The organism is Azospirillum mesophilum, assembly GCF_053470405.2.
Window position 1 is genome coordinate 65,266 of sequence record NZ_JBPXMQ020000011.1, and the last position, 26,905, is coordinate 92,170.

At 67.1% G+C, this 26,905-nt stretch carries 25 protein-coding genes; 8 read left to right on the top strand and 17 right to left on the bottom strand.

Annotated elements, in window-relative coordinates:
- Window positions 1-155: 155 nt before the first annotated feature.
- From ntrC to ACSVC7_RS12970, 4 genes are all read right to left on the bottom strand, one after another.
- On the bottom strand, window positions 156-1,601 hold the full coding sequence (ntrC, locus tag ACSVC7_RS12955; RefSeq protein ID WP_448204781.1) for a nitrogen regulation protein NR(I): 1,446 nt from the start codon (window positions 1,599-1,601) through the stop codon (window positions 156-158).
- Entirely contained in the window at window positions 1,598-2,788 is a 1,191-nt protein-coding gene (locus tag ACSVC7_RS12960) for a two-component system sensor histidine kinase NtrB (RefSeq protein ID WP_448204780.1), read from the bottom strand. Before ACSVC7_RS12960 ends, ntrC begins: the two co-directional genes overlap by 4 nt.
- Complete coding sequence (dusB, locus tag ACSVC7_RS12965) at window positions 2,788-3,774, bottom strand: tRNA dihydrouridine synthase DusB (protein WP_448204779.1); 987 nt, start codon at window positions 3,772-3,774, stop codon at window positions 2,788-2,790. The genes ACSVC7_RS12960 and dusB overlap by 1 nt, the downstream gene beginning before the upstream one ends.
- 125 nt (window positions 3,775-3,899) lie before the next feature.
- Window positions 3,900-4,715: a cytochrome C assembly family protein gene (locus ACSVC7_RS12970; protein WP_448204778.1), complete on the bottom strand. Its 816-nt coding sequence runs from the start codon at window positions 4,713-4,715 to the stop codon at window positions 3,900-3,902.
- A gap of 166 nt (window positions 4,716-4,881) precedes the next feature.
- Here ACSVC7_RS12970 and ACSVC7_RS12975 point away from each other — a divergent pair, with 166 nt between their 5' ends.
- Both ACSVC7_RS12975 and ACSVC7_RS12980 read left to right on the top strand, forming a co-directional pair.
- Window positions 4,882-6,036, top strand: coding sequence for a bifunctional 2-C-methyl-D-erythritol 4-phosphate cytidylyltransferase/2-C-methyl-D-erythritol 2,4-cyclodiphosphate synthase (locus ACSVC7_RS12975; RefSeq protein WP_448204777.1), 1,155 nt, complete (start codon window positions 4,882-4,884; stop codon window positions 6,034-6,036).
- 32 nt (window positions 6,037-6,068) lie between these two features.
- On the top strand, window positions 6,069-6,572 hold the full coding sequence (locus tag ACSVC7_RS12980) for a CinA family protein (RefSeq protein ID WP_448204776.1): 504 nt from the start codon (window positions 6,069-6,071) through the stop codon (window positions 6,570-6,572).
- A 12-nt stretch (window positions 6,573-6,584) separates the two neighbouring features.
- Here the strand turns inward: ACSVC7_RS12980 and ACSVC7_RS12985 are convergent, their stop codons facing one another.
- From ACSVC7_RS12985 to ACSVC7_RS13025, 9 genes are all read right to left on the bottom strand, one after another.
- A complete protein-coding gene (locus tag ACSVC7_RS12985; RefSeq protein ID WP_448204775.1) occupies window positions 6,585-7,052 on the bottom strand; it encodes a type II toxin-antitoxin system RatA family toxin in 468 nt (155 codons plus the stop codon).
- 42 nt (window positions 7,053-7,094) lie between these two features.
- Window positions 7,095-8,051, bottom strand: coding sequence for a lipoyl synthase (gene lipA, locus ACSVC7_RS12990; RefSeq protein WP_448204774.1), 957 nt, complete (start codon window positions 8,049-8,051; stop codon window positions 7,095-7,097).
- 60 nt (window positions 8,052-8,111) lie between these two features.
- On the bottom strand, window positions 8,112-8,609 hold the full coding sequence (locus tag ACSVC7_RS12995) for a DUF29 domain-containing protein (RefSeq protein ID WP_448204773.1): 498 nt from the start codon (window positions 8,607-8,609) through the stop codon (window positions 8,112-8,114).
- A gap of 34 nt (window positions 8,610-8,643) precedes the next feature.
- The gene (lpdA, locus tag ACSVC7_RS13000; RefSeq protein ID WP_448204772.1) at window positions 8,644-10,041 is read right to left on the bottom strand and encodes a dihydrolipoyl dehydrogenase; all 1,398 of its coding nucleotides are present in this window, start codon (window positions 10,039-10,041) and stop codon (window positions 8,644-8,646) included.
- A 3-nt stretch (window positions 10,042-10,044) separates the two neighbouring features.
- Window positions 10,045-10,377 carry a chorismate mutase gene (locus ACSVC7_RS13005; protein ID WP_448204771.1) on the bottom strand — a complete coding sequence of 111 codons (333 nt, stop codon included), beginning with the start codon at window positions 10,375-10,377 and terminating at the stop codon, window positions 10,045-10,047.
- Window positions 10,378-10,392: 15 nt separating this feature from the next.
- A complete protein-coding gene (locus ACSVC7_RS13010; RefSeq protein ID WP_448204770.1) occupies window positions 10,393-11,757 on the bottom strand; it encodes a pyruvate dehydrogenase complex dihydrolipoamide acetyltransferase in 1,365 nt (454 codons plus the stop codon).
- Between the two features lie 13 nt (window positions 11,758-11,770).
- Window positions 11,771-13,165, bottom strand: a complete 1,395-nt coding sequence (locus ACSVC7_RS13015; RefSeq protein ID WP_448204769.1) for a pyruvate dehydrogenase complex E1 component subunit beta — start codon at window positions 13,163-13,165, stop codon at window positions 11,771-11,773.
- 78 nt (window positions 13,166-13,243) lie between these two features.
- The gene (gene pdhA, locus ACSVC7_RS13020) at window positions 13,244-14,260 is read right to left on the bottom strand and encodes a pyruvate dehydrogenase (acetyl-transferring) E1 component subunit alpha (RefSeq protein ID WP_448204768.1); all 1,017 of its coding nucleotides are present in this window, start codon (window positions 14,258-14,260) and stop codon (window positions 13,244-13,246) included.
- A 175-nt stretch (window positions 14,261-14,435) separates the two neighbouring features.
- Window positions 14,436-14,825: an FtsB family cell division protein gene (locus ACSVC7_RS13025; RefSeq protein WP_448204767.1), complete on the bottom strand. Its 390-nt coding sequence runs from the start codon at window positions 14,823-14,825 to the stop codon at window positions 14,436-14,438.
- Window positions 14,826-15,096: 271 nt separating this feature from the next.
- On the opposite strand from ACSVC7_RS13025, the gene ACSVC7_RS13030 reads away from it, so the two are divergent.
- Window positions 15,097-15,384 carry a hypothetical protein gene (locus ACSVC7_RS13030; protein ID WP_448204766.1) on the top strand — a complete coding sequence of 96 codons (288 nt, stop codon included), beginning with the start codon at window positions 15,097-15,099 and terminating at the stop codon, window positions 15,382-15,384.
- A gap of 65 nt (window positions 15,385-15,449) precedes the next feature.
- On the opposite strand, the gene ACSVC7_RS13035 is transcribed toward ACSVC7_RS13030, so the two are convergent.
- Complete coding sequence (locus ACSVC7_RS13035; RefSeq protein ID WP_448204765.1) at window positions 15,450-15,845, bottom strand: acyl-CoA thioesterase; 396 nt, start codon at window positions 15,843-15,845, stop codon at window positions 15,450-15,452.
- 109 nt (window positions 15,846-15,954) lie between these two features.
- Here ACSVC7_RS13035 and parE point away from each other — a divergent pair, with 109 nt between their 5' ends.
- On the top strand, window positions 15,955-17,943 hold the full coding sequence (parE, locus tag ACSVC7_RS13040) for a DNA topoisomerase IV subunit B (protein WP_448204764.1): 1,989 nt from the start codon (window positions 15,955-15,957) through the stop codon (window positions 17,941-17,943).
- Between the two features lie 204 nt (window positions 17,944-18,147).
- Here the strand turns inward: parE and ACSVC7_RS13045 are convergent, their stop codons facing one another.
- Entirely contained in the window at window positions 18,148-20,310 is a 2,163-nt protein-coding gene (locus ACSVC7_RS13045) for a HAMP domain-containing methyl-accepting chemotaxis protein (protein WP_483508345.1), read from the bottom strand.
- A 113-nt stretch (window positions 20,311-20,423) separates the two neighbouring features.
- Here ACSVC7_RS13045 and ACSVC7_RS13050 point away from each other — a divergent pair, with 113 nt between their 5' ends.
- The gene (locus ACSVC7_RS13050; protein WP_448204762.1) at window positions 20,424-20,978 is read left to right on the top strand and encodes a hypothetical protein; all 555 of its coding nucleotides are present in this window, start codon (window positions 20,424-20,426) and stop codon (window positions 20,976-20,978) included.
- 6 nt (window positions 20,979-20,984) lie between these two features.
- On the opposite strand, the gene ACSVC7_RS13055 is transcribed toward ACSVC7_RS13050, so the two are convergent.
- Entirely contained in the window at window positions 20,985-21,689 is a 705-nt protein-coding gene (locus ACSVC7_RS13055; protein WP_448204761.1) for an alpha/beta fold hydrolase, read from the bottom strand.
- 32 nt (window positions 21,690-21,721) lie between these two features.
- Window positions 21,722-22,264, bottom strand: coding sequence for a hydrolase (locus ACSVC7_RS13060; RefSeq protein WP_448204760.1), 543 nt, complete (start codon window positions 22,262-22,264; stop codon window positions 21,722-21,724).
- Between the two features lie 278 nt (window positions 22,265-22,542).
- Between ACSVC7_RS13060 and ACSVC7_RS13065 the strand changes: the two genes are divergently transcribed.
- The 3 genes from ACSVC7_RS13065 (at window position 22,543) to ACSVC7_RS13075 (ending at window position 26,839) form a co-directional block, all read left to right on the top strand.
- Window positions 22,543-24,075 (top strand): DEAD/DEAH box helicase, encoded by a 1,533-nt coding sequence (locus ACSVC7_RS13065; RefSeq protein ID WP_448204759.1) that lies wholly within the window; start codon window positions 22,543-22,545, stop codon window positions 24,073-24,075.
- A 5-nt stretch (window positions 24,076-24,080) separates the two neighbouring features.
- On the top strand, window positions 24,081-24,323 hold the full coding sequence (locus ACSVC7_RS13070; RefSeq protein WP_448204758.1) for an Lrp/AsnC ligand binding domain-containing protein: 243 nt from the start codon (window positions 24,081-24,083) through the stop codon (window positions 24,321-24,323).
- A 281-nt stretch (window positions 24,324-24,604) separates the two neighbouring features.
- On the top strand, window positions 24,605-26,839 hold the full coding sequence (locus ACSVC7_RS13075; protein WP_448204757.1) for an LPS-assembly protein LptD: 2,235 nt from the start codon (window positions 24,605-24,607) through the stop codon (window positions 26,837-26,839).
- Window positions 26,840-26,905 lie beyond the last annotated feature (66 nt).

Below are 26,905 nucleotides of genomic sequence, written 5' to 3' on the forward strand. Positions count from 1 at the left end.
GCCTCATCTCCGACACCGCCAAAATGTCATCCCCGCGAAAGCGGGGATCCAGAGCGCACCAGCACCAATGTGCGGAGTTCTGGATCCCCGCCTTCGCGGGGATGACGGTTGTTGAGAGGCGGAAAAACACGTTTTCCCGCCTCTCTTCTTTTGCGCTACTTCAGCCCGCGCACCACCTGGATATCCAGATCGCGAATCTTCTTGCGCAGCGTGTTGCGGTTCAACCCGAGGAGCTGCGCCGCCTTGATCTGGTTGCCCCGCGTGGCGGAGAGGCTGAGCGAGATCAGGGGGCGTTCCACCTCGCGCAGCACCCGGTCGTAGAGGCCGTTCGACGGCATTCCGTCCTTGTGCGCGGCGAAATAGTCCTTCAGATGGCGCTCCACGGCGGAGGACAGGCCCTCCCCCTGCGGTTCCTCGACCGGCTGGGCGGCCGGCGTGGCGTCGGCCAATTCCGCCTCGATCACGTCGAGGCTGATGACCTCCTGCGAATAAAGGGCGGCAAGGCGGCGGACGAGGTTTTCCAGCTCGCGCACGTTGCCGGGCCAGCGGTAGCGCTTCATCCGGTCCATGGCCGGCTGGTCGATGCTCTTGACCGGCAGGCCCTGCGACGCACACTGGTTCAGGAAATGGCGGACCAGCAGCGGCACGTCCTCCGTGCGCTCGCGCAGCGGCGGAAGGCGGATGGGAACGACGCAGAGGCGATAGAACAGATCCTCGCGGAACAGGCCCTGGCGGATCAGCGTGCGCAGGTCGCGGTGGGTCGCGGCGACGATGCGCACGTCCGTCTTGATGGGCGTGCGCCCGCCGACGGTGGTGTATTCGCCTTCCTGCAGCACGCGCAGCAGGCGCGTCTGCGCCTCGATCGGCATGTCGCCGATTTCGTCCAGGAACAGGGTGCCACCCTGCGCCTGCTCGAACCGGCCGGTCGAGCGATTGGTGGCGCCGGTGAAGGCGCCCTTCTCGTGGCCGAACAGCTCGGACTCGATCAGCTCGCGCGGGATGGCCGCCATGTTGATGGCGACGAAGGGGCCGTTGCGGCGCTTGCCGTAGTCGTGCAGCGCGCGCGCCACCAGTTCCTTGCCGGTGCCGGACTCGCCGGTGATGGTCACGGTCAGGTCGGTGCCCATCAAACGGGCAAGGACGCGGTAGATCTCCTGCATGGCCGGCGAGCGGCCGATCAGCGGCAGTTGCTCGTCCGACTCCCCGGCGTCGGCGGGCAGAGGCGCCAGCGGGGTGTTGGAGTTCAGCGCGCGCTCCACCACCGACACCAGTTCCTTCAGGTCGAAGGGCTTGGGCAGGTATTCGAAGGCGCCGCGCTCCGCCGCCTTCACGGCGGTGATCAGCGTGTTCTGCGCGCTCATCACGATGACGCGCAGGTCCGGCCGGATCTTCTTGATGCGTGGGATCAGGTCCAGGCCGTTCTCGTCCGGCATCACCACGTCGGTGATGATGAGGTCGCCCTGCCCGTCCGCCACCCAGCGCCACAGCGTGGAGGCGTTGCCGGTGGTGCGGACCTCATGGCCGAGGCGGGCGAGCGCCTGGGTGAGCACGGTGCGGATCGCGCGATCGTCGTCCGCGACGAGAATCGTGGCCGCGCTCATCGCCGAGTCCCTCGAACGCCTCTGGCCGGGACGGGATCGCTGGAAATCTGCGATTCATCGTACATGGGTAGCGAGACCTTGAAGACGGTGCGGCGCGGCTGACTGTCAAACTCGATGACGCCGCCGTGGTCGCCGACGATTTTCGCCACCAATGCAAGACCAAGGCCAGTTCCGTTGACCTTCGTCGTGACGAAGGGATCGAACAGGTTCGACCGCAGATCCTCGGGTATGCCGTCCCCATTATCCTGAACGGATACGAGCAACGGCAGATGCAGGCGCGTGTCGCCGCCGGGAAGCGCCATGCGCACGCCGTGCTGATAAGATGTGCTGAGCACGATCTCGCCGCCCGGATCCGGGGCAGCTTCTGCCGCATTTTTAATCAGGTTCAGGAAAATCTGGATGAGCTGATCCCGATGGCCGTACACCGGCGGCAGAGACGGGTCATAGCGCTCGATGAAGCGGATGTTCCGCGCAAAGCCGCTCTGCGCCACCTTGCGCACATGCTCCAGCACCGTGTGGATGTTCACCGCGCTGCGCTCCAGCGGGCGCTGGTCGGAGAAGACCTCCATCCGGTTGACCAGGGCGACGATGCGGTCCGCCTCGTCGCAGATCAGGCGGGTCAGCACGCGGTCCGCCTCGTCGCAATTCTCTTCCAGCAGCTGCGCGGCCCCGCGGATGCCGGACAGCGGGTTCTTCACCTCGTGCGCCAGCATGGAGGCCATGGCCGTGACCGAGCGGGCGGCGTTGCGGTGCGTCAGGGAGTTGTCGATCTTGCGGGCGATGCTGCGCTCGTTGATCGTCACCAGCACATGGTCGGCGGGCTCGCCCATCGCGGTCACGCGCAGGGTGACGTGATGCGGGCCGATGCGCGGCGTGTCGATGACCACGCCCTCCTGCGAGACGCGGCGCCGGCCCATCTGCACCTGCTCGATCAGGCCCATCACCGGGCTGTCGGGCGGCAGCAGGTCGGCCAGCGGCATGCCTTCCATCATGGCGGAGGACAGGTCGAAGAACTCCTGCGCCTCCAGGTTCACGTAGCGGATGTCCCCGGCGCCGTCGACCACCAGCACGGGATCGGGCAGAGCCGCCAGCACCACCGACGGGTCGATGCGGGACGGGCGGAAGGACGACGGTGCCTGGGGCCGCACCGGGCGGCGGAGCGGCGTGGCGGCGGAACTGCGGGCCATCAGGCAGCCATCCTTTCGATCACCGGGGCGTAGAAGTCGCGGATGAGGCCGCGCACCGCCTCCGGATTGGACAGGCGGTTGACATCCTGCCGGAATTCGGCCGAATCGCGCAGACCCGTGGAATACCAGGAGATGTGCTTGCGGGCGACGCGCAGGCCACCCTCGACGCCGTAATGGCTCAGCATGGCGTCGTAGTGCTCCAGCAGCGTGTCGAGCTGTTCGTGCAGCGGCGGATCGGGCAGCCGCTCCCCCGTGCGCAGATAGTGCATGACCTGCGCCGGGAACCAGGGCCGCCCGTAGCAACCCCGCCCGATCATCACGCCGTCGGCGCCGGATTCCGCGAGCGCGCGGTCCACGGCGTCGAAATCCGTGATGTCGCCGTTCACGACCACGGGGATGCTCACCGCCTCCTTCACCTTGCGGATAAAGGCCCAGTCGGCGGTGCCGTGGTAGAACTGGTCGCGGGTGCGGCCGTGCACGGTAACCATCCGGATCCCGCAGTCCTCGGCGATGCGGGCCAGCCGCGGCGCGTTCAGGCTGTTCGCGTCCCAGCCCTTGCGCATCTTCAGCGTCACGGGGATCGACACGGCCCTGGCGGTGGCCTCCAGGATGCGCGCGGCGAGCGCCTCGTCCCGCATCAGGGAGGAGCCGGCGTGGCCGTTGACCACCTTCTTCACCGGGCAGCCGAAGTTGATGTCGATGATCGCCGCGCCGCGATCCTCGTTCAGCCGGGCGGCGTCCGCCATCACCTCCGGCTCACAGCCGGCCAGTTGGACCGCCATCGGGAACTGTTCGGGTTCGCACTCCACCATGCGCAGGGTCTGCCGGTTCTCCCGGATCATCGCCTGGCTGGCGACCATTTCGGACACGACAAGCCCACAGCCGGCCCTCTTCACGAGGCGGCGAAAGGGAAGGTCCGTCACGCCGGACATAGGGGCGAGGATCACCGGACCGTCGAGCGCGATGGAGCCGATTTGAATGGTCATGTTCACCTTGCCCAATTGATGGGCATAAGGACTATATGATGAGATTTTGAGCAGGCTAGCACACCGATTCGGCGCGTTGCAAGTGCCCAACGCCTGTGCGTCGGGGTGGCTGCCATGCACAGAGATTAGCCGAGAAGAACGTCCGTGACGAACTTTACGCCCGGATACGCGAGGGTGAGCAACAAATAGGCAATCAGCACGAGCCGCGTCGCCTTCCGTCCGCGCACCCCGGTCCGGGCATGCGCCAGCAGCAGCCCGCCGAGGACCACGAAGGTTGCGACCGACAGCAACGTCTTGTGGTCCAGCCGCAGCAAGATGCCCTGCTCGTAATAGAGCACCGCCATGCCGGTGGCGAGCCCGGCACCCAGCACGGCTTCCGACGCGCCGAGCAGGGTCAGTTGCAGCCGTTCGCTCTCGGCGACCGGGGGCAGGAAGCGGGTCAGCGGCGTCGGACGCTTGGCTTTCAGCGCACGCTCCTGAAGGAAGGCGGCGAGCGAGGCGACCGCCCCCAGCGTCAGCAGCGCGTAGGTGATGACCGACACCGCGATGTGCAGGTCGATCCAGATGCCCGGCGCACCACCGCGCAGCAGCGGGGCCGGTGCCTCCTCGGCCAGCGTGGCGAAGGCGCCGACCAGCAGCAGGTAGGGCAGCAGCAGCGGCGACAGCCGCCACGCGGAGCGCGTCAGGGCGCTGAGCGCCATGAACAGCAGCATGCAGGCGGCGATCGTCACCCACAGGGCGGTGGACAGGCCGGTGTGCCAGCGTCCGGCGATCTGGGTCAGCGACCACAGGGCGGGACCGGCGAAGCCAAGCAGCAGCGCGCCCCAGAAATAGGGCGACCGCCCTTCCCCACCCTGCCCCGCAATCCGGCGGTAGGGATAGACGGACGCCGGCAACAGCGCCAACAGAGCGGTCAGGCTGTAGACGATGTTCTGCGACATGCGGCGGACCCGTGCCCTTCCCGATCCTGAACGTCCGTTGCCCTCAGGCTTTTCCCAGGGGCCTTGGCGGATCGCTGGGGACAGGCTAGGCTCCGTCACGCTTCCGTCAAGCGCCTAAATGATTACGCGCCAAACACATATAGCCCAAACGGTACGGATCCGTCCCATGCCTTCCTGCATCGCGCTGATCGTCGCCGCCGGCACCGGCCAGCGGTTCGGCGCCGAGCGCCCGAAACAGTATCTGGACCTCGCCGGACGCCCGGTGCTGCGCCGCACCGTGGAGGCCTTTCTGCGCCATCCCCAGGTGAGCGCGGTCCAGGTCGTGATCAACCCGGCGTTTCGTGACCTTTACGAGGCCGCCGTCGCCGGCCTGGATCTGCCGGAACCGGTGGCCGGCGGGGCGACGCGGCAGGACTCGGTCCGCAACGGGCTGGAACGGCTGGCCGAATCGGCACCGGATCTTGTTCTGATTCACGACGCGGCGCGCCCGCTGATCGCTGCGGAGACGGTCTCGTCGGTCATCGGCGCGCTCGGCACGCATCCGGCCGCCATCGCCGCCGTTCCGGTTGCCGACACGCTGAAGCGCGGACGCGACGGCTTGGTCGCCGACACCGTGGACCGCGCCGGCCTGTGGCGCGCCCAGACGCCGCAGGGCTTCCGCTTTCCCGACATTCTGGCCGCCCACCGCGCAACGGTCGGCCTGGAGTTGACCGACGACGCGGCCGTGGCCGAGCACGCCGGACTGCCCGTCGCGCTGGTGCCCGCCAGGGAGGAGAATTTCAAGGTGACGACCCCCGACGACCTGACCCGCGCCGCCCAAATCCTCGACAGCCAACTGTCGGACATCCGCACGGGCATGGGCTTCGACGTGCACCGCTTCACCGGGGGCGACCACGTCACCCTGTGCGGCGTGCGCGTTCCGCACACGCACAAGCTGGAAGGCCATTCCGACGCCGATGTCGGGCTGCACGCGCTGACCGACGCGATCCTGGGCGCGCTGTGCGCCGGCGACATCGGCAGCCACTTCCCGCCCAGCGACCCGCAGTGGCGCGGCGCGGACAGCGGGCTCTTCCTCCGCCATGCGGGGGACCTGGTGACGGCGCGCGGCGGGCGCATCGCCCATGTGGACGTCACCATCATCTGCGAACGCCCCAAGGTCGGCCCCCACCGCGAGGCCATGGCCGCGCGCATCGCCGAAATTCTGGGCATGCCGGCCGACCGCGTCAGCGTGAAGGCCACGACGACCGAACGGCTGGGCTTCACCGGCCGTGGCGAGGGCATCGCCGCGCAAGCGGTGGCGACGGTGCGGCTGCCGGGCTAAAGTCGGCGCGCACGGAAGAGAGGGCCTCCCGCATGTTCCCCCAGCACATCCGCGAATTCGCCGCCAAGCTGCTCGCCGAGTTCGAACTGGCCGGCTACACCCTGGCGACCGCCGAATCCTGCACCGGCGGCCTGATCGCCGGGGCGCTGACGGACATTCCCGGCTCATCCAAGGTCGTGGAACGCGGCTTCGTCACCTATTCGAACGTGGCGAAGTCGGAGATGCTGGGCGTCCCGCCGAGCCTGATCCTCGCCCACGGAGCGGTCAGCGCGGAAGTGGCGGTGGCGATGGCGGTTGGCGCGCTGGCAAAGTCGAAGGCGGACGTTTCCGTGGCGGTCACCGGCGTTGCCGGACCGGGCGGCGGCACGCCGGAAAAGCCGGTCGGACGCGTCTACATCGCCACGGCCGTGCGGCGCGGCGCCGCCAAGCACAAGGAATTCACCTTCTCCGGTGACCGCGAAGCCATCCGTATGGCCACGGTCCAAGCGGCCCTGGAGCGCCTGAAGGCGGCGCGTCCAAGCGGTAGCTTACGCTGAGGGAGAACTCGCTTACGCCGTCCGCGCAGCGGTGGGGCGGACGGCGCTGTTGCCGTAAAGCTGATCGGCGCGGGCCTCGAAGGCCTGCACCATGCGGCGCACCGCTTCGTTGAACAGCACCCCCATGATCTTCTGCAGCATCTTCGAGCGGAACTCGAAGTCCACGTAGAAGTCCACGCAGACGCCCCGCTCGTGCGGGGTGAAGATCCAGTGGTTGTTCAGGTACTGGAACGGCCCTTCGGTGTACTGCACGTCGATGCGCCGCGCGGGCTCGTTCAGTTCGACGCGGGAGGTGAAGCGCTCCCGCACCATCTTGAAGCCGATGACGAGGTCCGCGAACATCACGTTGCCTTCGCGGCGGCGGATGCGGGCGGCCAGGCACCAGGGCAGGAATTCCGGGTACTTCTCCACATCGGCGACGAGCCGGTACATCTGCTCCGGCGTGTAGGGAAGAACCTTCTTTTCCGCGTGCGTCGGCATACCCGCTCCGTTTCTCCTATGTCCGCCCCTCAGCCCGCGCCCTCAACCCACAGCGGATGCGAGCTTGCGGAGGCGAGCCTCCCGCAGCTTCTCGAAATCCGCGCCCGCGTGGTAGGACGAGCGGGTCAGCGGCGTCGAGGCCACCATCAGGAAACCCTTGCCGCGGCCAAGAGTTGCGTAGCTCTGGAATTCTTCCGGAGTCACGAACCGGTCCACCGCCGCGTGCTTGGGCGTCGGTTGGAGGTACTGGCCGATGGTCATGAAGTCAACGTCCGCGGCGCGCAGGTCGTCCATCACCTGCCCGACCTCCTCCTTCGTCTCGCCCAGCCCGACCATGATGCCGGACTTGGTGAAGATCGTCGGATCCAGCTCCTTCACCCGCGCCAGCAGCTGCAGCGAGGTGAAATAGCGCGCCCCCGGACGGATCGTCGGGTAGAGGCGCGGGGACGTTTCCAGATTGTGGTTGAAGACGTCGGGCTTGGCCTCGACCACCACCTCGACGGCACCCTTCTTCTTCTGAAAGTCGGGGGTCAGGATTTCGATGGTCGTGGTCGGCGAGGCGACGCGGATCGCCCGGATGGTGCGCGCGAAATGATCCGCGCCGCCGTCCTCCAGGTCGTCGCGGTCCACCGAGGTGATGACGACGTGGCTGAGCTTGAGCTGTGCCACCGCCTCCGCCACGTTGTCCGGCTCGTGCGGGTCCAGCTTGTCGGGGCGGCCCGTCTCGACGTTGCAGAAGGCGCAGCCGCGCGTGCAGATCGCGCCCAGGATCATGAAGGTGGCGTGCTTGTGCTTCCAGCACTCCCCGATGTTCGGGCAGGCCGCCTCCTCGCACACGGTGTGGAGCTTGAGCCCGCGCATGAGCTGGCGGGTCTCGTTGTACTCCTGGCTCATCGGTGCCTTCACCCGGATCCAGGCGGGCTTGCGCTGGATGGGGTTGTCCGGCTTGTGGGCCTTTTCGGGATGGCGAAGCTTATCGGGCTGATCGGCCACGGTCATGGTCTCAATAGCTCCCAACGGGCCGCCAACGGGCAGCGCCGATGCTGAACGGGTGTACGCTCACACGCGCCACTCCGGCGGAAACAACTCCGCCGGATAGGCCGGATCGAGCGCCTGGTCAAGCGCGAAGGGCGGTTCCAGCGGAAACCGGCCAAGGTCCACCTCGGCCTCGTCGGCCGCTTCGACGCGCGCGTTGCGATAGACGCCGGCGAAAATCTCATGCGCGAACGGGCGAAGGCTGGGGCTGTCGGCCAACTCGTCCGTCAGGCGACGACGCTGTTCCCGGATCGTCGAGCGCCAGCCCCGCTCGCACCGTTCCCGCAATTCCGGGCAATAGGTCCATTTGAGCACATGGACCAGAAGGGCCAGAAGGCGGTTCCGGATGAACGAACGTTGACTGCGCCCCATGCTCTCGATCTCCTCGGCGACGTTCGCCCAGTCGATCCGTGTGTTGGCCGGCGTGTTGGCGCGTTCGGCGCCGGCACGGCGAAGCTCCGCCGCCTGTTCCTGGGTCCAGGCGTAGAAGTCCTCGTCGTACGCGGCGCTTGTGCGGTCCATAGCCCAACCGGTCGATGTCACCTCGGCATGCTAGCTAGAAGTGGATCGCCCGGCCATAGGCATCAAGCACGGACTCGTGCATCATTTCCGACAGGGTCGGGTGCGGGAACACCGTCTCCATCAGCTCCTTCTCGGTGGTCTCCATGGTCTTGGCGACCGTGTAGCCCTGGATCAGTTCTGTCACCTCGGCCCCGACCATGTGGGCGCCCAGCAGCTCCCCGGTCTTGGCGTCGAAGATGGTCTTCACCATGCCGTCCGCCTCGCCCAGCGCGATGGCCTTGCCGTTGCCGATGAAGGGGAAACGGCCGACGCGCACGTCATAGCCGGCCTCCTTGGCCTTCTTCTCGGTCAGGCCGACGGACGCCACCTGCGGGTGGGAGTAAGTGCAGCCCGGAATGTTGCGCACGTCCAGCGGGTGCGGGTGCTTGCCGGCGATGTGCTCCGCCGTGATCACGCCCTCGTGGCTGGCCTTGTGGGCGAGCCACGGCGCGCCCGTCACGTCGCCGATGGCGTAGACGCCCGGCTCGTCGGTCTGGCACCACTGGTTGGTCTTGATGTGGCCGCGGTCGGTCTGCACCTTGGTGTTCTCAAGGCCCAGGTTTTCGGTGTTGGGCGCGATGCCCACGGCCAGGATGACGCGGTCAACCGTGATGTCCTCGGTCTTGCCGCCGGCCTCGACCGCCACCGTCACGTTGTTCGCGGTCTTGCGCAGGTTGCCGGCCTTGGCGCCGGTGATGATGCGCATGCCCTGCTTTTCGAACTGCTTGCGGGCGAAGGTCGAGATTTCCTCGTCCTCGGCCGGCAGGATGCGGTCCACGACCTCGACCACCGTCACCTTGGCGCCCAGCTCGTTGTAGAAGCTGGCGAATTCGATGCCGATGGCGCCGGAGCCGATGACGAGCAGCGACTTCGGCGTGATGTCCGGGGTCATCGCCTTGCGGTAGGTCCAGACGAGCTTCCCGTCGTCCTCCAGCCCCGGCAGGGTGCGCGCCCGCGCGCCGGTCGCGATGATGATGTTCTTGGCGCCGAAGGTGCCGACCGACGCGCCGTTCTTTGCGACGGCGACCTGCCCCTTGCCGAGCAGCTTCGCCTCGCCCTCGATGACGGCGACCTTGTTCTTCTTCAGCAGGTGCTTGACGCCGCCATTAAGCTGCCCGGCCACCTTGCGGGAGCGCTGGACGACCTTGTCCAGGTCGAAGGACGCGTTCTGGATGACCAGCCCGTAGTCGGCGGCGTGCTTGGCGTTGCGCAGCACTTCGGCGGAGCGCAGCAGCGCCTTGGTTGGGATGCAGCCCCAGTTGAGGCAGATGCCGCCCAGGTTTTCGCGCTCGACCACCGCGGTGCTGAGGCCGAGCTGCGCGGCGCGGATCGCCGCCACATAGCCGCCCGGACCGCCGCCGATGACGATGACGTCGTAGTTCATGTCGGCCAAGGGTTATTCCTCCCTCTGAGACGAAGGCGTGCGCGCGCCGTCCGCCGTCGCGGCGGCGCAGGAGGCAAAGAAATCCTCTTCGACCCGGCAGGCCTCGTCGATGATCGTTTGGTAAAGCGTCTTCATGAAGCCCGGATCGAGCCCCTGGACCTGGCCCAGCGCCGCCGCCCTGTCCTTCACCGCTTCGACGCGGTCGGGCAGGACGGAGGGCAGCCCCTCCCTCTGCTTGATGACGGCGACGCGCCGGACGACGTCGAAACGCCGTCCCAGCAGGTCGATGATCTCCGCATCCAGTGCGTCGATTTCCGCGCGCAGAGGGGAGAGGCTGGCGCTCATTGATCCGGTCCTCGCTTACAAGAGCATGCTGAGCGGGTCTTCGATCAGCTTCTTGAAAGCAGCCAGGAACTCCGCCCCGACGGCGCCGTCAACCACGCGATGGTCCACGGACAGCGTGCAGCTCATCATCGTGGCGATGGCGAGCGCGCCATCCTTCACGATGGGCCGCTGCTCACCGGCACCCACCGCCAGGATGCAGCCCTGCGGCGGGTTGATGATCGCCGCGAACTCCCGCACCCCGAACATGCCGAGGTTGGAGACGGAGAAGGTGCCGCCCTGGAACTCCTCAGGCTTCAGCTTGCCGTCGCGGGCGCGCTTGGCGAGGTCCTTCATCTCGTTGGAGATCTGGGCGAGCCCCTTGCCTTCCGCCTTCTTGATGATCGGCGTGATGAGGCCGGTCGGTGTGGCGACGGCCACCGACACGTCGGCGTGCTCGTACTGGAGGATCGCTTCGTCGCTCCAGGCGGCGTTGGCGGCCGGTACCTTCTTCAGCGCCAGAGCCACGGCCCGGATGACGAAGTCGTTGACCGACAGCTTGTAGGCGTCGGACCGGCCGTTCAGCTCCGCACGCACCTTCATCAGCGCGTCGAGCTGGCAGTCGATCGTCAGGTAGAAGTGCGGGACCGTCTGCTTCGCCTCGCTGAGGCGGCGCGCGATGGTCTTGCGCATGGTCGTGTTCGGCACCGGCGTGTAGGCCATGCCGAGCTTGTCGGAAAGATCCTTCGCGTCCACGCCGGCCGGAGCCTTGGCCACCGGAGCCGCGGCGGGGGCCGCCGCCGGAGCGGGAGCCGCCGCGGGCTGCGGAGCAGCGGACGGGCGGGCGGCGCCACCGCCGGCCTTGGCGGCTTCCACGTCGGCCTTGACGATGCGGCCGTTCGGGCCGGAGCCCTTAACCGCATTTAGGTCAATTCCGGCCTGTTCGGCCAGACGACGGGCCAGCGGGCTGGCGAAGACGCGGTTGCCGCCGCCATGGGCGGGGGCCGCCTCCTGCTTCGCCGGCTGGGCCGGAGCGGCGGCCGGGGCCGGCGACTTCGGCGCGACGGCTTGGTCGGCGGGCGGAGCGCCGGCGCCCTGGCTGCCGTAGCCGCCGGTGCCGGCGGCCGGGGCAGCGCCCTTGGCGAGCGCGCTGTCGTCCTCGCCTTCCTCCAGCAGGACGGCGATGGGGGTGTTCACCGCCACCCCCTGGGTTCCGGCCTGGACGAGGATCTTGCCGATGCGGCCTTCGTCCACCGCCTCGACTTCCATGGTGGCCTTGTCGGTTTCGATCTCGGCGATCACATCGCCGGACTTGACCGAGTCACCCTCGTTCTTCAGCCATTTGGCGAGGTTGCCCTCGGTCATGGTCGGCGAGAGGGCGGGCATCAGGATTTGGATGGTCATGGGCTCGCCCTCCTCAGCGGTAGCAGGCTTTCTTCACCGCGGCCGCGATGCGGTCCGGCGAAGGAAGGACGAGCTTTTCCAGGTTCGCCGCGTAGGGCATCGGCACGTCGAGGCCGTTCACGCGGATCACCGGGGCATCCAGATAGTCGAAGGCGTGCTCCATCATCAGCGCGGCCATTTCGGAGCCGATGCTGCAGGTCGGCCAAGCCTCCTCGACGGACACGAGGCGGTTGGTCTTCTTGACGGAGTTGACGATGGTCTCGACGTCCAGCGGACGGATCGTGCGCAGGTCGATGACCTCTGCGCTGATGCCTTCCTTCTCCAGCAGGTCGGCGGCGGCGAGCGCGTAGCTGACCATCAGCGAGTGGGCGGTGATCGTCACGTCGGTGCCGGCGCGGCGGATCTTGGCGCGCCCGATCGGAACGATGAAGTCCTCGCTCTCCGGCACATCGAAGCTGTGGCCGTAGAGGATCTCGTTCTCCAGGAATATGACCGGGTTCGGATCGCGGATCGCGGACTTCAGCAGGCCCTTGAAGTCGGACGCCGAGTAGGGGGCGACCACCTTCAGGCCCGGGATGCTGGCGTACCAGGGCGTGAAGTCCTGGCTGTGCTGGGCGGCGACGCGGGCGGCCGCACCGTTCGGACCACGGAACACGATCGGACAGCCCATCTGGCCGCCGGACATGTACAGCGTCTTGGCGGCGGAGTTCACGATGTGGTCGATCGCCTGCATGGCGAAGTTGAACGTCATGAACTCGACGATCGGGCGCAGGCCCTTGAAGGCGGCGCCAACGCCCAGGCCGGCGAAGCCGTATTCGGTGATCGGCGTATCGATCACGCGGTCGGGGCCGAATTCCTGGAGCAGGTTCTGCGAGACCTTGTAGGCGCCCTGGTACTGCGCGACTTCCTCACCCATCAGGAAGACGGTCGGGTCGCGGCGCATTTCCTCGGCCATGGCGTCGCGCAGAGCCTCGCGGACGGTCTTCTTGACCGCCTTGTCGAAGAACTTGTCTTCGTCGCTGGCCGGCGGGGCGGCGGCCGGACCCTTGTTCGGACCGGTCGGCAGGGTGGCGTCGGGGCGGGCGCCCGTGTCCTTGACCACCGGCTCGGCGACGGTCTTGGGCGACGACTCCTCGATGGTGGACAGGTTCTGGGTGGAGTCCTCGCCCTCGCCCAGGATCACGGCGATGGGCGTGTTCACGGCCACGCCTTCGGTGCCCTCGGCCACCAGGATCTTGCCGATGCGGCCTTCGTCCACCGCCTCGACCTCCATGGTCGCCTTGTCGGTCTCGATCTCGGCGAGCACGTCGCCGGACTTGACCTCGTCACCTTCCTTCTTGACCCATTTCGCCAGCTTGCCCTCGGTCATCGTGGGCGACAGCGCCGGCATCAGCACTTCGATCGGCATTCCTCAACCTCCGGCGGCGCGGTTAACCGGTGGCTCGAAGCCCCGGCCCCTGGCGCCGCTCCCGCTTATGGTTTGTCGTCAGGCTTCGACGAGCACGTCGGTCCACAGCTCCGAAGGATCGGGCTCCGGGCTCTGCTGGGCGAATTCCGCGGATTCGGTCACCACGGCCTTCACCTCGCGGTCGATCTCCTTGAGCTGATCCTCGGTCACGACACCGGCGTCGAGCAGGACCCGCTTCATGTTGTCGATCGGATCGGACTCGCTCCGCATCTTCTCGACTTCTTCCTTGGTCCGGTACTTGGCGGGGTCGGACATCGAGTGGCCGCGGTAGCGGTAGGTCTTCATCTCCAGGATAACGGGGCCGTTGCCGGCGCGGATGTATTCCACCCACTTTTCGGCGGCCTCGCGGACCTCCAGCACATCCATGCCGTTGACCTGATGGCCGGGAATGCCGTAGGCGGACCCGCGCTGGAACAGCTCGCCGGCGGCGGCGCGCTCCTGCGAGGTGCCCATGGCGTACTTGTTGTTCTCGATCACGTAGAGCACCGGCAGCTTCCAGAGCGCCGCCATGTTGAAGCTCTCGTAAACCTGTCCCTGGTTGATGGCGCCGTCGCCGCAGTACACGGCGGCGAGGCCGTCATCCTTGTTGTACTTGTGCGCGAAGCCGAGGCCGGTGCCCAGCGGCACCTGCGCGCCGACGATGCCATGGCCGCCGTAGAAGTTCTTCTCGCGGCTGAACATGTGCATCGAGCCGCCCTTGCCCTTGGAGTAACCCCCACGGCGCCCGGTCAGCTCGGCCATCACGCCCTTCGGGTCCATGCCGCAGGCGAGCATGTGGCCGTGGTCGCGATAGCTGGTGATGACGTCGTCGCCTTCCTTCAGCGCCGCCTGCACACCCACCACCACGGCCTCCTGGCCGATGTAGAGGTGGCAGAAGCCGCCGATGAGGCCCATGCCATAGAGCTGGCCCGCCTTCTCCTCGAAGCGGCGGATCAGCAGCATCTCGCGGTAGAACTTGATCATTTCCTCGGCCGAAGCGGCCTGCTTCGGCGCGGATTCATTCTGCGCCTTCGGACGGCGTCGTGACGCGGCCATGTTTCCTCCCCAGAGTCTATGCGGCGACGGCATGCGAACAGCCGGCGCGGCAACACGTTACGAGGGAACATCCCCCTCGCACCGGAAGTGGACCTGGGGCGCACAGTACACGACAAGCGTGAGCCGCGCAAATATCTGTTTTTAAAAGCGAATTTCGGCGTTAACCGCCGCGCGGTTAATTCACTGATCTGGGCCGTTTCTCAGCGCTAGGATCATCCTGGTCATAGACCGGCGGCAGCGCGATGATGACGTCATGCTGCCCCGAAAGGTTCAGCATCGAGCGCGCGCGCTCGTCCAGCATGTCGCGGTCCAGATGGTCGCCGCGCATGAGTTGCGCGCGCCGATCCATGCGCTCACGCTCCGTCCTCACCTGTTGCAGGACGGATTCGGCCGTCGCGATCTCGGTTTCGAGATGCTTCATGGCGACCAGCCCGCGGTCACCTTGCACGGCGTAGTAGACGAAATACGCGACGACGCTCGCCCCGATGGCCGGGCCGATGGTGTGCCGGAAAGCGCTTTTCGCCGCGCGTTTCAACGAGTCGGTGAGGTTCGTGAGCATGGTCATGGCCGGATGGAATCACACGCGATTCCGCCGGTCAAACGAAAAAGAAGCATTAAAATAGAATTCAGCGGACCGCGTTCTTTGTGCACACCAGTATTGGAAGGCTCAAGCTTCCAACGAAGGCAACGGCGCTACCCCTTTCGACAGACGGGCTCCACAAACTCGCCCCCAGGGATGGAATAGCCGACGCCCATCGCGTGTTAAGGGGGGACTGCCGTGGCGGCGCTCCTCGCGGTCGCGGCACCCACTGCGTAACATGGACGGGAGACACTCCATGCGAAGCAAGCTTTGGCTCGCCGCTGTTCCGGCGCTGGTCCTGGGCCTCGCCGCGTGCAACGAGCAGTCGGCCAAGAACGACTCAGGGAAAAGCAACACCTCGACGGCCGAACGGCCGGCCACGACCCCGCCGCCCCCGGCCGGCACGCCGGGGCAGAACGCCTCCGGCGTAAGCGGCAACGCGCCCTCCACCGCCACCCCGGCTCCGGGAGCTCCCGGCGGGGCCACGTCCGGCGGTGCGGCCGGCGGCGGTGGCACCACCAGCGGCAACTCCAGCAGCCAGTGACATGATGTCACGGAAGGGGCCGGGCGATCCGCCCGCCCCCTTTCCATCCCCCTTTCCATTGCCGGTCACTCCGGCGGGACCTCGCGCGGCTTGCGGTCCTCGCCGATGGCGACGTAGGTGAAGACGCCTTCCGTCACCTTGATCGGCTCCTGCGCCGTGCGCTGGCGGCGCACCCAGGTCTCGACCCGCACGCGCAGCGAGGTGCGGCCGACCTTCTCCACATGGGCGAAGCAACTCACCTCGTCGCCGACGAAGACGGGCTTGTGGAAGGTCATCGCCTCAATGCCCACCGTCGCCACGCGTCCGCCGGCCCGCCGCAGGGCGACCACCCCGCCGGCCAGATCCATCTGCGCCAGCAGCCAGCCGCCGAAGATGTCCCCGTTGGGGTTGGTGTCGGCCGGCATGGCTATGGTGCGCAGCGCCGGGCCGCTGTTGAACTCCTCAGGCGTGCCGTTGCTCATCGTTCCTCCGCAGGGTGAAAAACCGCATCACAAAATATTGTGCGAAGCGTGTATAAAGGCCACCGCATGCGCTTGCGCAGCCCTGACGAAATTCCTATAAAGTGGGGCCATGAGCGATCTTTTCGAGAACACGGCGCGCAAGGCCGACACCTATTCCGCCCAGGATATCGAGGTTCTGGAAGGGCTTGAGCCCGTCCGCCGACGGCCGGGCATGTACATCGGCGGCACCGACGACCGGGCGCTGCACCACCTCGTCGCCGAGGTGCTGGACAACGCCATGGACGAGGCGGTGGCCGGACACGCCAGCCGCATCGACCTGGAGCTGGCGGCCGACGGCACGGTGATCGTGCGCGACAACGGGCGCGGCATCCCGGTGGACGACCATCCCAAGTACCCCGGCAAATCGGCGCTTGAGGTAATCCTGACCACGCTGCATTCCGGCGGCAAGTTCTCCAACAAGGTCTACCAGACCTCCGGCGGCCTGCACGGCGTCGGCCTGTCGGTGGTGAACGCCCTGTCGGACCGGCTGACGGTGGAGGTGGCGCGCGAACGCCAGCTCTTCATCCAGCACTACAGCCGGGGCGTTCCGCAGGGGCCGCTCGCCAAGCAGGGCGCCATCAACCGGCGCGGCACGACGATCCGCTTCCACCCCGACGCGGAGATTTTCGGCGAGGCGGCGCATTTCGAACCGCACCGCCTGTACCGGCTGGCGCGCTCCAAGGCGTATCTGTACCGGGGCGTGGAGATCCGCTGGAGCTGCGATCCGGCGCTGCTGTCGCCCGAGTCGACCACACCGGCGCAGGAGACGCTGCACTTCCCCGGCGGCCTGCTCGACTACCTGACCGCCGCGCTGAAGGACCGGAAGACGCTCACCCCGGTTCCCTTTTCCGGCGCCCTGGACTTCCCGAACCAGCAGGGCCGCGTGGAATGGGCCATCGCCTGGCCGGAGGATGACGAGGGCTTCTCGCACACCTACTGCAACACGGTGCCCACGCCCCAAGGCGGCACGCATGAGGCGGGCTTGCGCGCCGCCCTGATGCGCGCCCTGAAGGGCTATGGCGAGCTGACCAACAACAAGCGCGCCGGGCAGGTCACCGCCGACGACGTGGTGGGCGACGCCTGCATCCTGCTGTCGGTCTTCATCCGCGAGCCGCATTTCCAGGGCCAGACCAAGGAAAAGCTGGTCACCGCCGAGGCGCACAAGCTGGTCGAGGCGGCGGTCAAGGACCACTTCGACCACTGGCTGTCGGGCGACCCGTCCTCCTCCAACGTCCTCCTTGAGCGCCTGATCGAGAAGGCCGAGGAACGCGCGCGCCGCAAGCAGTCCAAGGAGCTGGGGCGCAAGTCGGCGACGCGCCGCCTGCGCCTGCCCGGAAAGCTCGCCGACTGCTCCCGCAACACGCCGGAGGGAACGGAGCTGTTCCTGGTCGAGGGCGACTCGGCCGGCGGTTCCGCCAAGCAGGCCCGCAACCGCGAGACCCAGGCCATCCTGCCGCTCCGCGGCAAAATCCTGAACGTCGCCTCGGCCTCGGTCGACAAGATGAAGGCGAACCAGGAGCTGAACGACCTCACCCAAGCGCTCGGCTGCGGCATCGGCAAGGACTTTTCCAGCGACAAGCTGCGCTACGAGCGCGTCATCATCATGACCGACGCGGATGTGGACGGTGCGCACATCGCCTCGCTGCTGATGACCTTCTTCTACCGGGAGATGCCGGGCCTGATCCAGAACGGGCACCTCTATCTCGCCCTGCCCCCGCTCTACCGCATCAGCCACGGCGCCAAGTCCGTCTACGCGCGCGACGACGCGCACAAGGACGAGCTGATGGGCAAGATGTTCAAGGGCAAGAAGGTAGAGATCAGCCGCTTCAAGGGCCTGGGCGAGATGATGCCGGCCCAGCTGCGCGACACCACCATGGACCCGTCCAAGCGTTCGCTGCTGCGCGTCGTTGTCCCCAACGCCGCCGACCCGGAGCAGGAAGAGGACTACAAGGGCACCAAGTCCCTGGTGGAAAGCCTGATGGGCCGCAAGCCGGAGCTGCGCTTCCAATTCATCCAGGAAAACGCGAAGTTCGTCCGCGTGGATGACATCGACGTGTAATACCGTGTTCGAAAAGTTCTGACTTTTCGAACACGGTATCGGCCGCGACGGCGGCCGCGGCCCGCGAGGGCCGAAGCCTGCGTGGCGTGTGAACGCAGCGGTCCGAATTTTTCGGACCGCGTATAACCCCGGAACGCGGAGCCAAAACAAAGGGGGCTTCGGTCACACGACCGAAGCCCCCTTTTTGCGCGTCGATTCGGCGCGTCAGCTCGCCCGGACCTTGGCGATGAAGGCGACGACTTCCTTGTCGAGCAGGTCCGACTGGCGGGACAGTTCGGACGCCTCCGTCAGAACCTGTTCGGCCGCCGACGCCGCCTCGTGCGCGGCGTCCGACACGCCGACAATGTTGCTGGCGACCTCCTGCGTGCCGCGCGCGGCTTCCTCCACGTTGCGGGAGATCTCGCCGGTGGCGGCCTGCTGCTCCTCCACCGCCGAGGCGATGGAGCTGGACGTCTCGTTCACCGACGTGATGGTGTCGGTGATGTCGCGGATCGCCTCCACGGCTTGGCGGGTGGCGTCCTGGACGGCCGAAATCTGCTGGGCGATCTCCTCCGTCGCCTTGCCGGTCTGGTTGGCGAGGCTCTTCACCTCGCTCGCCACGACGGCGAAGCCCTTGCCCGCCTCACCGGCGCGCGCCGCCTCGATGGTCGCATTCAGCGCCAGCAGGTTCGTCTGGCCGGCGATGTCGTTGATGAGCGCCACCACGTCGCCGATCTTCTGCGCCGCCTGGGCGAGGCTGCCGACGATGCCGTTCGTGTGCTCCGCCTTCAGAACGGCGGCCTGAGTCGTTTCGGTGGAGCGCGCGATCTGCCGGCCGATTTCCCGGATCGACTCGCGCAGCTGGCCGGCGGCGGCGGCCACCGTCTGCACGTTGACCGAGGCCTGCTCGGCCGCCGCCGCGACCGTCGTGGCCTGCCGCTTTGCCTGATCGGCCGCCGCCGACATGGTGGAAGCGGTGGAGGTCATCTCGGCCGACGCGGAGGCGACGTGCTGGACGACACCCTCCACCTGGCTTTCGAACTCGTCCGCCAGTCGGTTCATGTCCTGCTTGCGCGCCTCCTCGGCCCGGCGCTTGGCCTCCTCCTGCTCGGCGCGCAGGCGCTCGGCCTCGACCATGCCGCGCTTGAAGACCTCCAGCGTGTCGGCCATCTCGCCGACCTCGTCGCGGCGCCCGAGGCTGGGCACCGGCGCGGACAGGTCGCCGCCGGCGATCCGCTTCATGGCTTCGGTCATGCCGATCACCGGGGTCGAGATGCCGCTGCCGATCACCCAGGCCAGCAGCATGCCGACGACGAGGCCACCGACCGTCAGGACGATCATCAGCTGCTCGCTGCTCTCCAGCGTGGCTTCGGCATCGGCCTTGATCGCGTGCTCGTCGGCGATGGCCGAATCCTTGATCTCGGCGATGTTCCGGCTGATGGAATCGCCGGCAGCCTTCATGGACTGGTTCACCGTCTGGCTGATCTGCCGGCTCAACTCCCGCGCCCGCTTGAACGAGTCGTAATAGCGCTCAGTGCCGGTCGCGACGGTGTCGTACTCGGCGCGGTAGGGAGTGTCGCCCGACAGGGCGTCGAGAGCCCTCATAAGGCTCTGCAGCTCCTTGAAGTACTGATCCGCCTGCTGGGCGGCCTCCTCGTCCTGGCGCACCATCATGACCGTCGCGTAAAGGCGGGCCTGCATGACGGTCTGCTGACCGGTCTGGGCCATGTCGGCCACGTCCCGGTCGCGCGCCTTGCCGGCGGCGGCCACCAGCGTTTCCAGGTCGAAGCGCATCCGCTTGCTCAGCGGGTCGAAGCTGTCCTTGACCAGCGCGGCCTCGTCGCGCTTCAGGGCGACGACCTGGTCGAAGCTCTTCGCATATTGCTCGAAGGACGCCTGGACGGCCTTCAGCCGGTCCAGCCGCTCCGGGTCTTCGATCTGCGACAGACCGTCCTGGATGTTCCGCCGCAGCAGGGCGATGACGTCCTTCGCAGCGGCCCGGGCATCCTCGCTTCCCGACTGCGTGTACTCCGAGGCCTTGCGCCGCAGGTCGAGCACGTTGCGGTCGATGTCGCGGGCGATTTCGACCACCGTCACCCGATCGCCGAAGCCTTTGAACGCCGTCTTCGCCTTCAGAAAAGCGGTAAAGCCGACGGTGCTCACGGCCAGAAGGATCATAAGCACGCATATAAAACCGGAAAGCACCTTCGCGCGGATGCGGAGGTTGGCCAGGAAGGAAAAGGATGTGGGGGAAGACACCGGGGCGGCCATGGGATTTCGCTCAGCATTTGTGCAGGACGGGGGCGGCACGGTGCCGAACTTTAGGGACGCGCCGCAGCATCGACTGAGCGTTGTACAGGATCTTTCCCCACTATCAACATTTTCCATGAAGGCCTGGCGATAGCAGCCCTGCAATTGCAGAAGCTTTCGATGCCGCCGCCTTGCCGAGGCTGGACCGGCGCTCCATTCTCCTCTGCTGTGACAACGGTCTGGAGCGCACCATGACGATCCTGTTCCGCGCCGCGGCCCTCGCCCTGTGCGCGGCTGCGGCCGCCTGTTCCAACGAGCGCGTGGTGGCGGATCAACCCATACCGGCCTACACGGCCTCCGAGGTCGCCTACGCGGCGGCCGACCGCGACCTGCGGGTGGTCATCCAGGGCAATCCCTTCGGCATGGATGCGCAGAGCTTCGGACAGCTCGTGACCGACAACATGCAGAACCGCGTCATCGGCGTGCGCACGAACTTCACCACCACGCCGAACGCGACGGCGCGGCCGGACTATCGCGTGGTGCTGGCCTTCAATCCGGCGCAGACCACGCTGAACTCCTATCTGTGCAGCGGACAGCCGATCGCGACCCTCCCGCCCGGCGGTCCGATCGTGGTGCAGGGCGCCTTCTGCCGGGGCGGCGGACCGTTGTCGTCGGCGACGGGCTGGCTCGACCGCCCGCAAGGACCGGCGGATCCGGACTTCAAGGCCCTGATCAGCGACATGACCTTCGCTCTTTTCCCCGCCCGCCGGGCTGATGCGGGGTGCGCCGGCGGGCCGCTCTGTTAAGCACCATTAACCGTACAGCAGCCATTCCCGCAGCAGAGCCGTCACCGCCTGAGGCTGCTCCATGGCGGAAAGGTGGCCGCACTGTTCCACGATCACGAGCCGCGCGCCGGGGATCCCGCGGGCCATCTCCTCATGGAGGTCCGGCGGCGTGATCACGTCCTGACGGCCGCACAGGACCAGCGTCGGGCAACGGATCGCCGCAAGGCCCGGCCGGCTGTCCGGCCGGTTCATGATGGCGGTCTGCTGGCGTGCGTAGCCCTCCGGCCCGATGCGCTGCGCCTGGGCGCGGACCGACTCGACCAGCGCCGCGTCCGCCAGCCGGTCGGGGTGAACCAGCCGCGACAGGCCGGCGGCGATGACCTGCCGGAACTTGCCCTGCCCCACCAATGCAACGGCGTCCTTGCGATTGGCCGTCTGCTCCGGCGTGTCGGGCCGCGCGCTGGTGTCGAGCAGCGCGAGCTTGGCAACCCGCTCGGGCGCCTGCCGCAGAATTTCGAACGCGACGTACCCGCCCATGGACAGCCCGCCGAGCGCGAAGCGCTCCGGCGCGCCGGCCAGCACGGCGGCGGCGAGGGCCGCCATGGAATCCCGCCCCGTCAGATCGCCGGCGCGCACCTCCGCCACGTCGGCGAGATGGCGGGTCTGGTGTTCCCACAGCGCCGCGTCCAGCGGCATGCCCGGCAGCAGGATCAGGGGAAGTGCTTCGCTCATGCGTTCCGCTCCCGAACAGTTGCGTGAAACGGTTATTTGATCAGGGCGCTGACCGCCTTGAAGGAGGGCGTGCCCGCCCGCTCCATCCACTCGAACACCACCATCTCGGTGCTGACGATCTCCACGCCGTGGCCGCGCATGCGGGCGATCGCCAGGTCGAGGTTCGAGGCCGCACGGGAGGAGGTGGCATCGGCCGCGAGCGCCACGGTGCGTCCCATCGCCGCAAGCGACAACGCCGTCTGCAACACGCACACATGCGCTTCCGCTCCGCACAGCACGATCTGGTCGCGCCCGATCCGCGCCAGACGGTCCAGGAAGGCGGGCTCGCCGGTGCAGGAGAAGGTGATCTTCTCGACCACGGAGTCGGGCGGCAGGAGGTCGCGCAGCGGCTCCACCGTGGGGCCGAGGCCCTTGGGGTACTGCTCCGTCGCCAGAACGGGCACGTCCAGCGCCTTGGCGGCCTTCAGCAGGATGCCGACGTTGCGGGCCACGCGGGCGGACTCGAGGATGGCCGGCATCAGGCGTTCCTGCACATCCACCACGAGGAGGACCGAACGCTCCGAAGACAGAAGCATGGTGCATGTCCTTTTTTGTTTGGCCGCGTCAAGCCGCGGAAGCCCGCCGTCGGAACCCGGATTCCCATCGAAACCCCTGGATTTCCGCCATTTGCACGCTTGCGGCGGAGCCTAGCGGACGGCGCGCGCCCCGCCAAGCCGAGGATTTCCGCTGCACGCAATGCGCGCTTGCGGCACAAGGTCTATTGACAGCGCCCTTTGACTTCATATTCTCCGGCCCCATCTAATCGTCGGGCCGTGACGGCTCGATCTTCGTACTCCAGACAGAAACAGGTTGGATGCTATTTTCGGAACTTGGGCTTGGACCTGACGTCCTCCGGGCAATCGAGGACAAGGGTTACACCCAGCCGACGCCGATTCAGGAACAGGCGATTCCCTGGGTCCTGCAAGGCCGTGACGTGCTCGGCTGTGCGCAAACGGGCACCGGGAAGACGGCCAGCTTCACCCTGCCAATGATCGACATCCTGGCCTCCGGCCGGGCGCGGGCGCGCATGCCCCGGTCGCTCATTCTGGAGCCGACGCGCGAGCTGGCCGCTCAGGTTGCGGAAAGCTTCGAGACCTACGGCAAGCACCACAAGCTGAGCATGGCGCTCCTGATCGGCGGCGAAACCTTCACCGAACAGGTGAAGAAGCTGGACCGCGGCGTGGACGTGCTGATCGCGACTCCGGGTCGTCTGATCGACCTTTTCGAGCGCGGCAACATCATGCTCAACGACATCAAGGTCTTCGTCATCGACGAGGCGGACCGGATGCTCGACATGGGCTTCATCCCGGACATCGAGCGGATCGTCAGCAAGCTGCCGAAGATGCGGCAGACGCTGTTCTTCTCGGCCACCATGCCGCCGGAAATCCGCCGTCTGGCCGATGCCTTCCTGATGAACCCGAAGGAAGTGACCGTCGCCCCGCCCGCTTCCCCGGCGGAGACGGTGACCCAGGCGATGGCCCTGGTGCAGGAGGAGGACAAGCGCAAGGCGCTGCGCCACCTGCTGCGCACCGAGGACGTGAAGAACGCCTTCATCTTCTGCAACCGCAAGCGCGACGTCGCCATCTTGCAGAAGTCGCTGGAGAGCCACGGCTTCAACGCCGGCGCGCTGCACGGCGACATGGTGCAGTCCAAGCGCACGGAGACGCTGGAGGCCTTCAAGAAGGGCGACATCACGCTGCTCGTCTGCTCCGACGTGGCGGCGCGCGGCCTGGACGTCCAGGGCCTCAGCCATGTCTTCAACTTCGACGTGCCGGTCAGCGCGGAGGATTACGTCCACCGCATCGGCCGCACGGGCCGCGCCGGCCGTATGGGCCGCGCCTTCATGCTGGCCAGCCCGCTGGACGGCAAGCAGGTGGCGGCCATCAGCCGCCTCATCAAGCGGGAGATTCCGTTGATCGCCATCGATGGCCTCGAGTCGGCCGAGTTCCTCAGCGAGGACGAGGCGCGTCGTGGCCGTGGCGGCCGTGGACGCGGCAAGGATAAGGATCGTGAACGGGCGCCGCGCGAGCGGGGCGAGGAAAAGGCCGCCCGCGAGGAGCGCCAGCCGCGTGAAGAGCGCGCGCCCCGCGAAGAACGGGCTCCGCGCGAAGAGCGTCAGCCGCGCGAGGAACGCCATCCCCGCGAGTCGGTGGCCGCCGCCGAAAGCCGCCGTTCCGATCCGCGCCGCGACCGTGATCGCGACCGTGACCGCCGCCGCCGCCGCGACGAGGACGACGACGACACACCCGTGATCGGTTTCGGCGACCATATGCCAGCCTTCATGCTGCGTTCGGCCCGCCGGTCGGTCGCCGCTGAACCGGTCGAGCAATCCTCGCAGGAGGGGTGATCGCCATGCAGACCATCTTCGTCATGGTCAAATGCGAGCTGGGCAAGGCGTATCAGGTTGCCGATCAGGCCGTTCAGGAGATCGAACAGGTGTCGGAGGTGCATTCCATCTCCGGCCAGTACGATCTCCTGATGAAGTGCTATCTCACTCAGGACATGGACATCGGTCGATTCGTGACCGAAAACCTCCAGACCCTGGCCGGCGTGCGCGACACCTTCACCCTGATCGCCTACAAGGCCTTCGCCTAAAGCGAACTGCCGTTCGCTTTAGATTTAAATGGCCTCATTTGCCGGCCGGGCTTCGGACGCATGGGCGTCCGGAACCGCCTTTGCGGTCCAAAGCGGATCACGATCCGCTTTAACCGGCCACAGTCCTTGGACAATTCGCAGCGTCCAACGCGAAAGCGTTGACTTGGCCGGTTGGTTACCCCAAACGTTCGGGCATGTCCCAGCTCCCGTCCCGACATGCCCGGCGCGCTCGCGCCGCCACCCTGAAGAAGCGCGATGCAGCGACGACCGGATCGCTGATCATGCGCTCCGGTATCATCGCCCTGATGGTCGCTTGCGGCGTGGCCGTGGGCGATCTGGCCAACGCGCAGCAACCGGCGGAACAGCCGGCGGAACAGAAGGATCCCCCCGTCCTGCTGAACGCGGACACGGTGACCTTCGACGAGGGCCTTGGCCTCGTCACCGCCTCGGGCAATGTGGAGCTGTCGCAGGGCGCGCGCACCGTCCGCGCCGACACCATCACCTACAACCAGAAGACCAAGGTGGTGACGGCGACCGGCAACGTCCGGGTCGTGGAGCCGTCGGGCGACATCCTGTTCTCCAACTACGCGGAACTGACGGACGACATGCGCGACGCGTTCGTCCAGAACATCCGCGTCCTGATGACCGACAACAGCCGCATGGCCGGCAACGAGGGCGAGCGGCGCGAAGGGCGGCTGATGCGCATCAACCGCGGCGTCTACAGCCCTTGCGAACTCTGCAAAACAGACCCGACCCGCGCCCCGCTGTGGCAGATCCGCGCCGTCCGCGTCGTGCACGACAACGAAGAGCACGAGGTCCGCTACAAGGACGCCGTCATGGAGATGTTCGGCGTCCCGTTCTTCTACATGCCCTACCTGTCGCACCCCGATCCCACCGTCGACCGCCGGTCGGGTTTCCTGACGCCGAGCTTCCGCAACAATTCCGAACTCGGCTTCGGCGCGATCGGGCACTACTACTACGACATCGCGCCCGACAAGGACGCGACCTTCGATCTCGGCTACTACTCCAACCAGGGTCCCTACCTCGGCGGCCAGTACCGCCAGCGGTTCGAGCAGGGGCGGCTGCAACTGGACGGCTCGATCACCGAAGGCGAACTCCAGAACGGCAGCATCAAGGATCCCAAGGACCGGCGGCTGCGCGGTCATGCCTTCGCGCGTGGACAGTTCGAAATCGACGACGTCTGGCGCTGGGGCTTCGACCTCAAGCGGGCGAGCGACGAATTCTACCTGCGGCGCTATTTCGACATCCGCGACGACGTTCTGACCAGCCGCGCCTACGTGGAGGGCTTCAACGGCCGCAACTACGCGGCGATCAACGCCTACAGCTTCCAGGACCTGCGGTACGGCAACCCGGTGCCGGAGCCCTATGTGCTGCCGTGGGCGCGCTGGAACGCGCTGGGCGAACCCGGAAGCCTGTTCGGTGGCCGCTGGTCGATGGACAGCAGCCTGCTGGCCGTCAACCGGATCGGAACCGCCGGCCCCGACACCCGGCGCTTCGCCGTGCAACCCGGCTGGGAGCGCGAGATCGTCTCCAGCACCGGCTTCGTCACGAACCTGTCCGCGCACACGCTGTTCGCCGCCTACGACGCCGACCGCTTCAATCCGCTCGACCCGACCACGCGCGGCAACCAGTCGACCGACCTCCTGCGCTTCTTCCCGCAGGCCCAGGCGACCGTGCGCTACCCGTTCGTGCGCTATGGCGAAAGCTCGCAGCAGCTGATCGAGCCGATCAGCCAGCTTACCGTGGCGCCGAAGGCCAAGAACAGCCCGACCTACCCGAACGAGGACAGCCTCGACGTCGAGTTCGACGAGATCAACCTGTTCATGCCGAACCGCTTCACCGGTATCGACCGGCTGGACGGCGGTCCGCGCTTCACCTACGGCCTGCGTTCGTCGATCAATGGCTACACGACCGGGTCGGCCGGCATCTTCCTGGGGCAGAGCTACCGCTTCGTCAGGACGTCGGAATTCCAGGGCGGCTCCGGCCTGGAGGAAAAGGGGTCCGACTATGTCGGCCGCATCGACCTCCAGCCGACCAGCTGGTTCGACGTGAACTACGGCTTCCGCATCGACCACGACACGCTCGAGCCGCGGCGCCACTCTGTCAACGCCGTCTTCGGCGTTCCGCTGTTGCGGCTGTACACGACCTACACCTACGTGGACCAGACGCAGAACCGCTACGCCATCCAGCGCGACGTGGTGGAGCAGGCCAACTTCTTCGTCACGTCGCAGCTCACCCCGACCTGGTCGGTCAGCCTCGCGCATGTCCAGGCCATGAGGCCGAATCCGGGCGCGCGCTCCAGCCAGGCCATCCTGCATTACCAGGATGAATGCCTGATCTTCGAAACCATCGCGCGCCGCGACTACACGACGACGGTGAACGGGCAGAGCGACGGCAACACGATCTTCTTCCGCTTCGTGTTCAAGAACGTCGGCGAGTTCCGCACGCCGGGCATCAGCTCCAGCTTCCTCGGCAGCTCCGCGGCCAGCCACTGATCGAACCGGCGGGGCGGTCCCTCATTCGGGATGGACCGCCCCATCGCCGCAGGCCGGGAACGGACA

Excerpts from the sequence above, each read along its gene's own strand:
- ntrC (WP_448204781.1), bottom strand. The coding sequence starts at position 1,601 with ATGAGCGCGGCCACGATTCTCGTCGCGGACGACGATCGCGCGATCCGC.
- ACSVC7_RS12960 (WP_448204780.1), bottom strand. The coding sequence starts at position 2,788 with ATGGCCCGCAGTTCCGCCGCCACGCCGCTCCGCCGCCCGGTGCGGCCC.
- dusB (WP_448204779.1), bottom strand. The coding sequence starts at position 3,774 with ATGACCATTCAAATCGGCTCCATCGCGCTCGACGGTCCGGTGATCCTC.
- ACSVC7_RS12970 (WP_448204778.1), bottom strand. The coding sequence starts at position 4,715 with ATGTCGCAGAACATCGTCTACAGCCTGACCGCTCTGTTGGCGCTGTTG.
- ACSVC7_RS12975 (WP_448204777.1), top strand. The coding sequence starts at position 4,882 with ATGCCTTCCTGCATCGCGCTGATCGTCGCCGCCGGCACCGGCCAGCGG.
- ACSVC7_RS12980 (WP_448204776.1), top strand. The coding sequence starts at position 6,069 with ATGTTCCCCCAGCACATCCGCGAATTCGCCGCCAAGCTGCTCGCCGAG.
- ACSVC7_RS12985 (WP_448204775.1), bottom strand. The coding sequence starts at position 7,052 with ATGCCGACGCACGCGGAAAAGAAGGTTCTTCCCTACACGCCGGAGCAG.
- lipA (WP_448204774.1), bottom strand. The coding sequence starts at position 8,051 with ATGACCGTGGCCGATCAGCCCGATAAGCTTCGCCATCCCGAAAAGGCC.
- ACSVC7_RS12995 (WP_448204773.1), bottom strand. The coding sequence starts at position 8,609 with ATGGACCGCACAAGCGCCGCGTACGACGAGGACTTCTACGCCTGGACC.
- ACSVC7_RS13005 (WP_448204771.1), bottom strand. The coding sequence starts at position 10,377 with ATGAGCGCCAGCCTCTCCCCTCTGCGCGCGGAAATCGACGCACTGGAT.
- ACSVC7_RS13010 (WP_448204770.1), bottom strand. The coding sequence starts at position 11,757 with ATGACCATCCAAATCCTGATGCCCGCCCTCTCGCCGACCATGACCGAG.
- ACSVC7_RS13015 (WP_448204769.1), bottom strand. The coding sequence starts at position 13,165 with ATGCCGATCGAAGTGCTGATGCCGGCGCTGTCGCCCACGATGACCGAG.
- pdhA (WP_448204768.1), bottom strand. The coding sequence starts at position 14,260 with ATGGCCGCGTCACGACGCCGTCCGAAGGCGCAGAATGAATCCGCGCCG.
- ACSVC7_RS13025 (WP_448204767.1), bottom strand. The coding sequence starts at position 14,825 with ATGACCATGCTCACGAACCTCACCGACTCGTTGAAACGCGCGGCGAAA.
- ACSVC7_RS13030 (WP_448204766.1), top strand. The coding sequence starts at position 15,097 with ATGCGAAGCAAGCTTTGGCTCGCCGCTGTTCCGGCGCTGGTCCTGGGC.
- ACSVC7_RS13035 (WP_448204765.1), bottom strand. The coding sequence starts at position 15,845 with ATGAGCAACGGCACGCCTGAGGAGTTCAACAGCGGCCCGGCGCTGCGC.
- parE (WP_448204764.1), top strand. The coding sequence starts at position 15,955 with ATGAGCGATCTTTTCGAGAACACGGCGCGCAAGGCCGACACCTATTCC.
- ACSVC7_RS13045 (WP_483508345.1), bottom strand. The coding sequence starts at position 20,310 with ATGGAAAATGTTGATAGTGGGGAAAGATCCTGTACAACGCTCAGTCGA.
- ACSVC7_RS13050 (WP_448204762.1), top strand. The coding sequence starts at position 20,424 with ATGACGATCCTGTTCCGCGCCGCGGCCCTCGCCCTGTGCGCGGCTGCG.
- ACSVC7_RS13055 (WP_448204761.1), bottom strand. The coding sequence starts at position 21,689 with ATGAGCGAAGCACTTCCCCTGATCCTGCTGCCGGGCATGCCGCTGGAC.
- ACSVC7_RS13060 (WP_448204760.1), bottom strand. The coding sequence starts at position 22,264 with ATGCTTCTGTCTTCGGAGCGTTCGGTCCTCCTCGTGGTGGATGTGCAG.
- ACSVC7_RS13065 (WP_448204759.1), top strand. The coding sequence starts at position 22,543 with ATGCTATTTTCGGAACTTGGGCTTGGACCTGACGTCCTCCGGGCAATC.
- ACSVC7_RS13070 (WP_448204758.1), top strand. The coding sequence starts at position 24,081 with ATGCAGACCATCTTCGTCATGGTCAAATGCGAGCTGGGCAAGGCGTAT.
- ACSVC7_RS13075 (WP_448204757.1), top strand. The coding sequence starts at position 24,605 with ATGCGCTCCGGTATCATCGCCCTGATGGTCGCTTGCGGCGTGGCCGTG.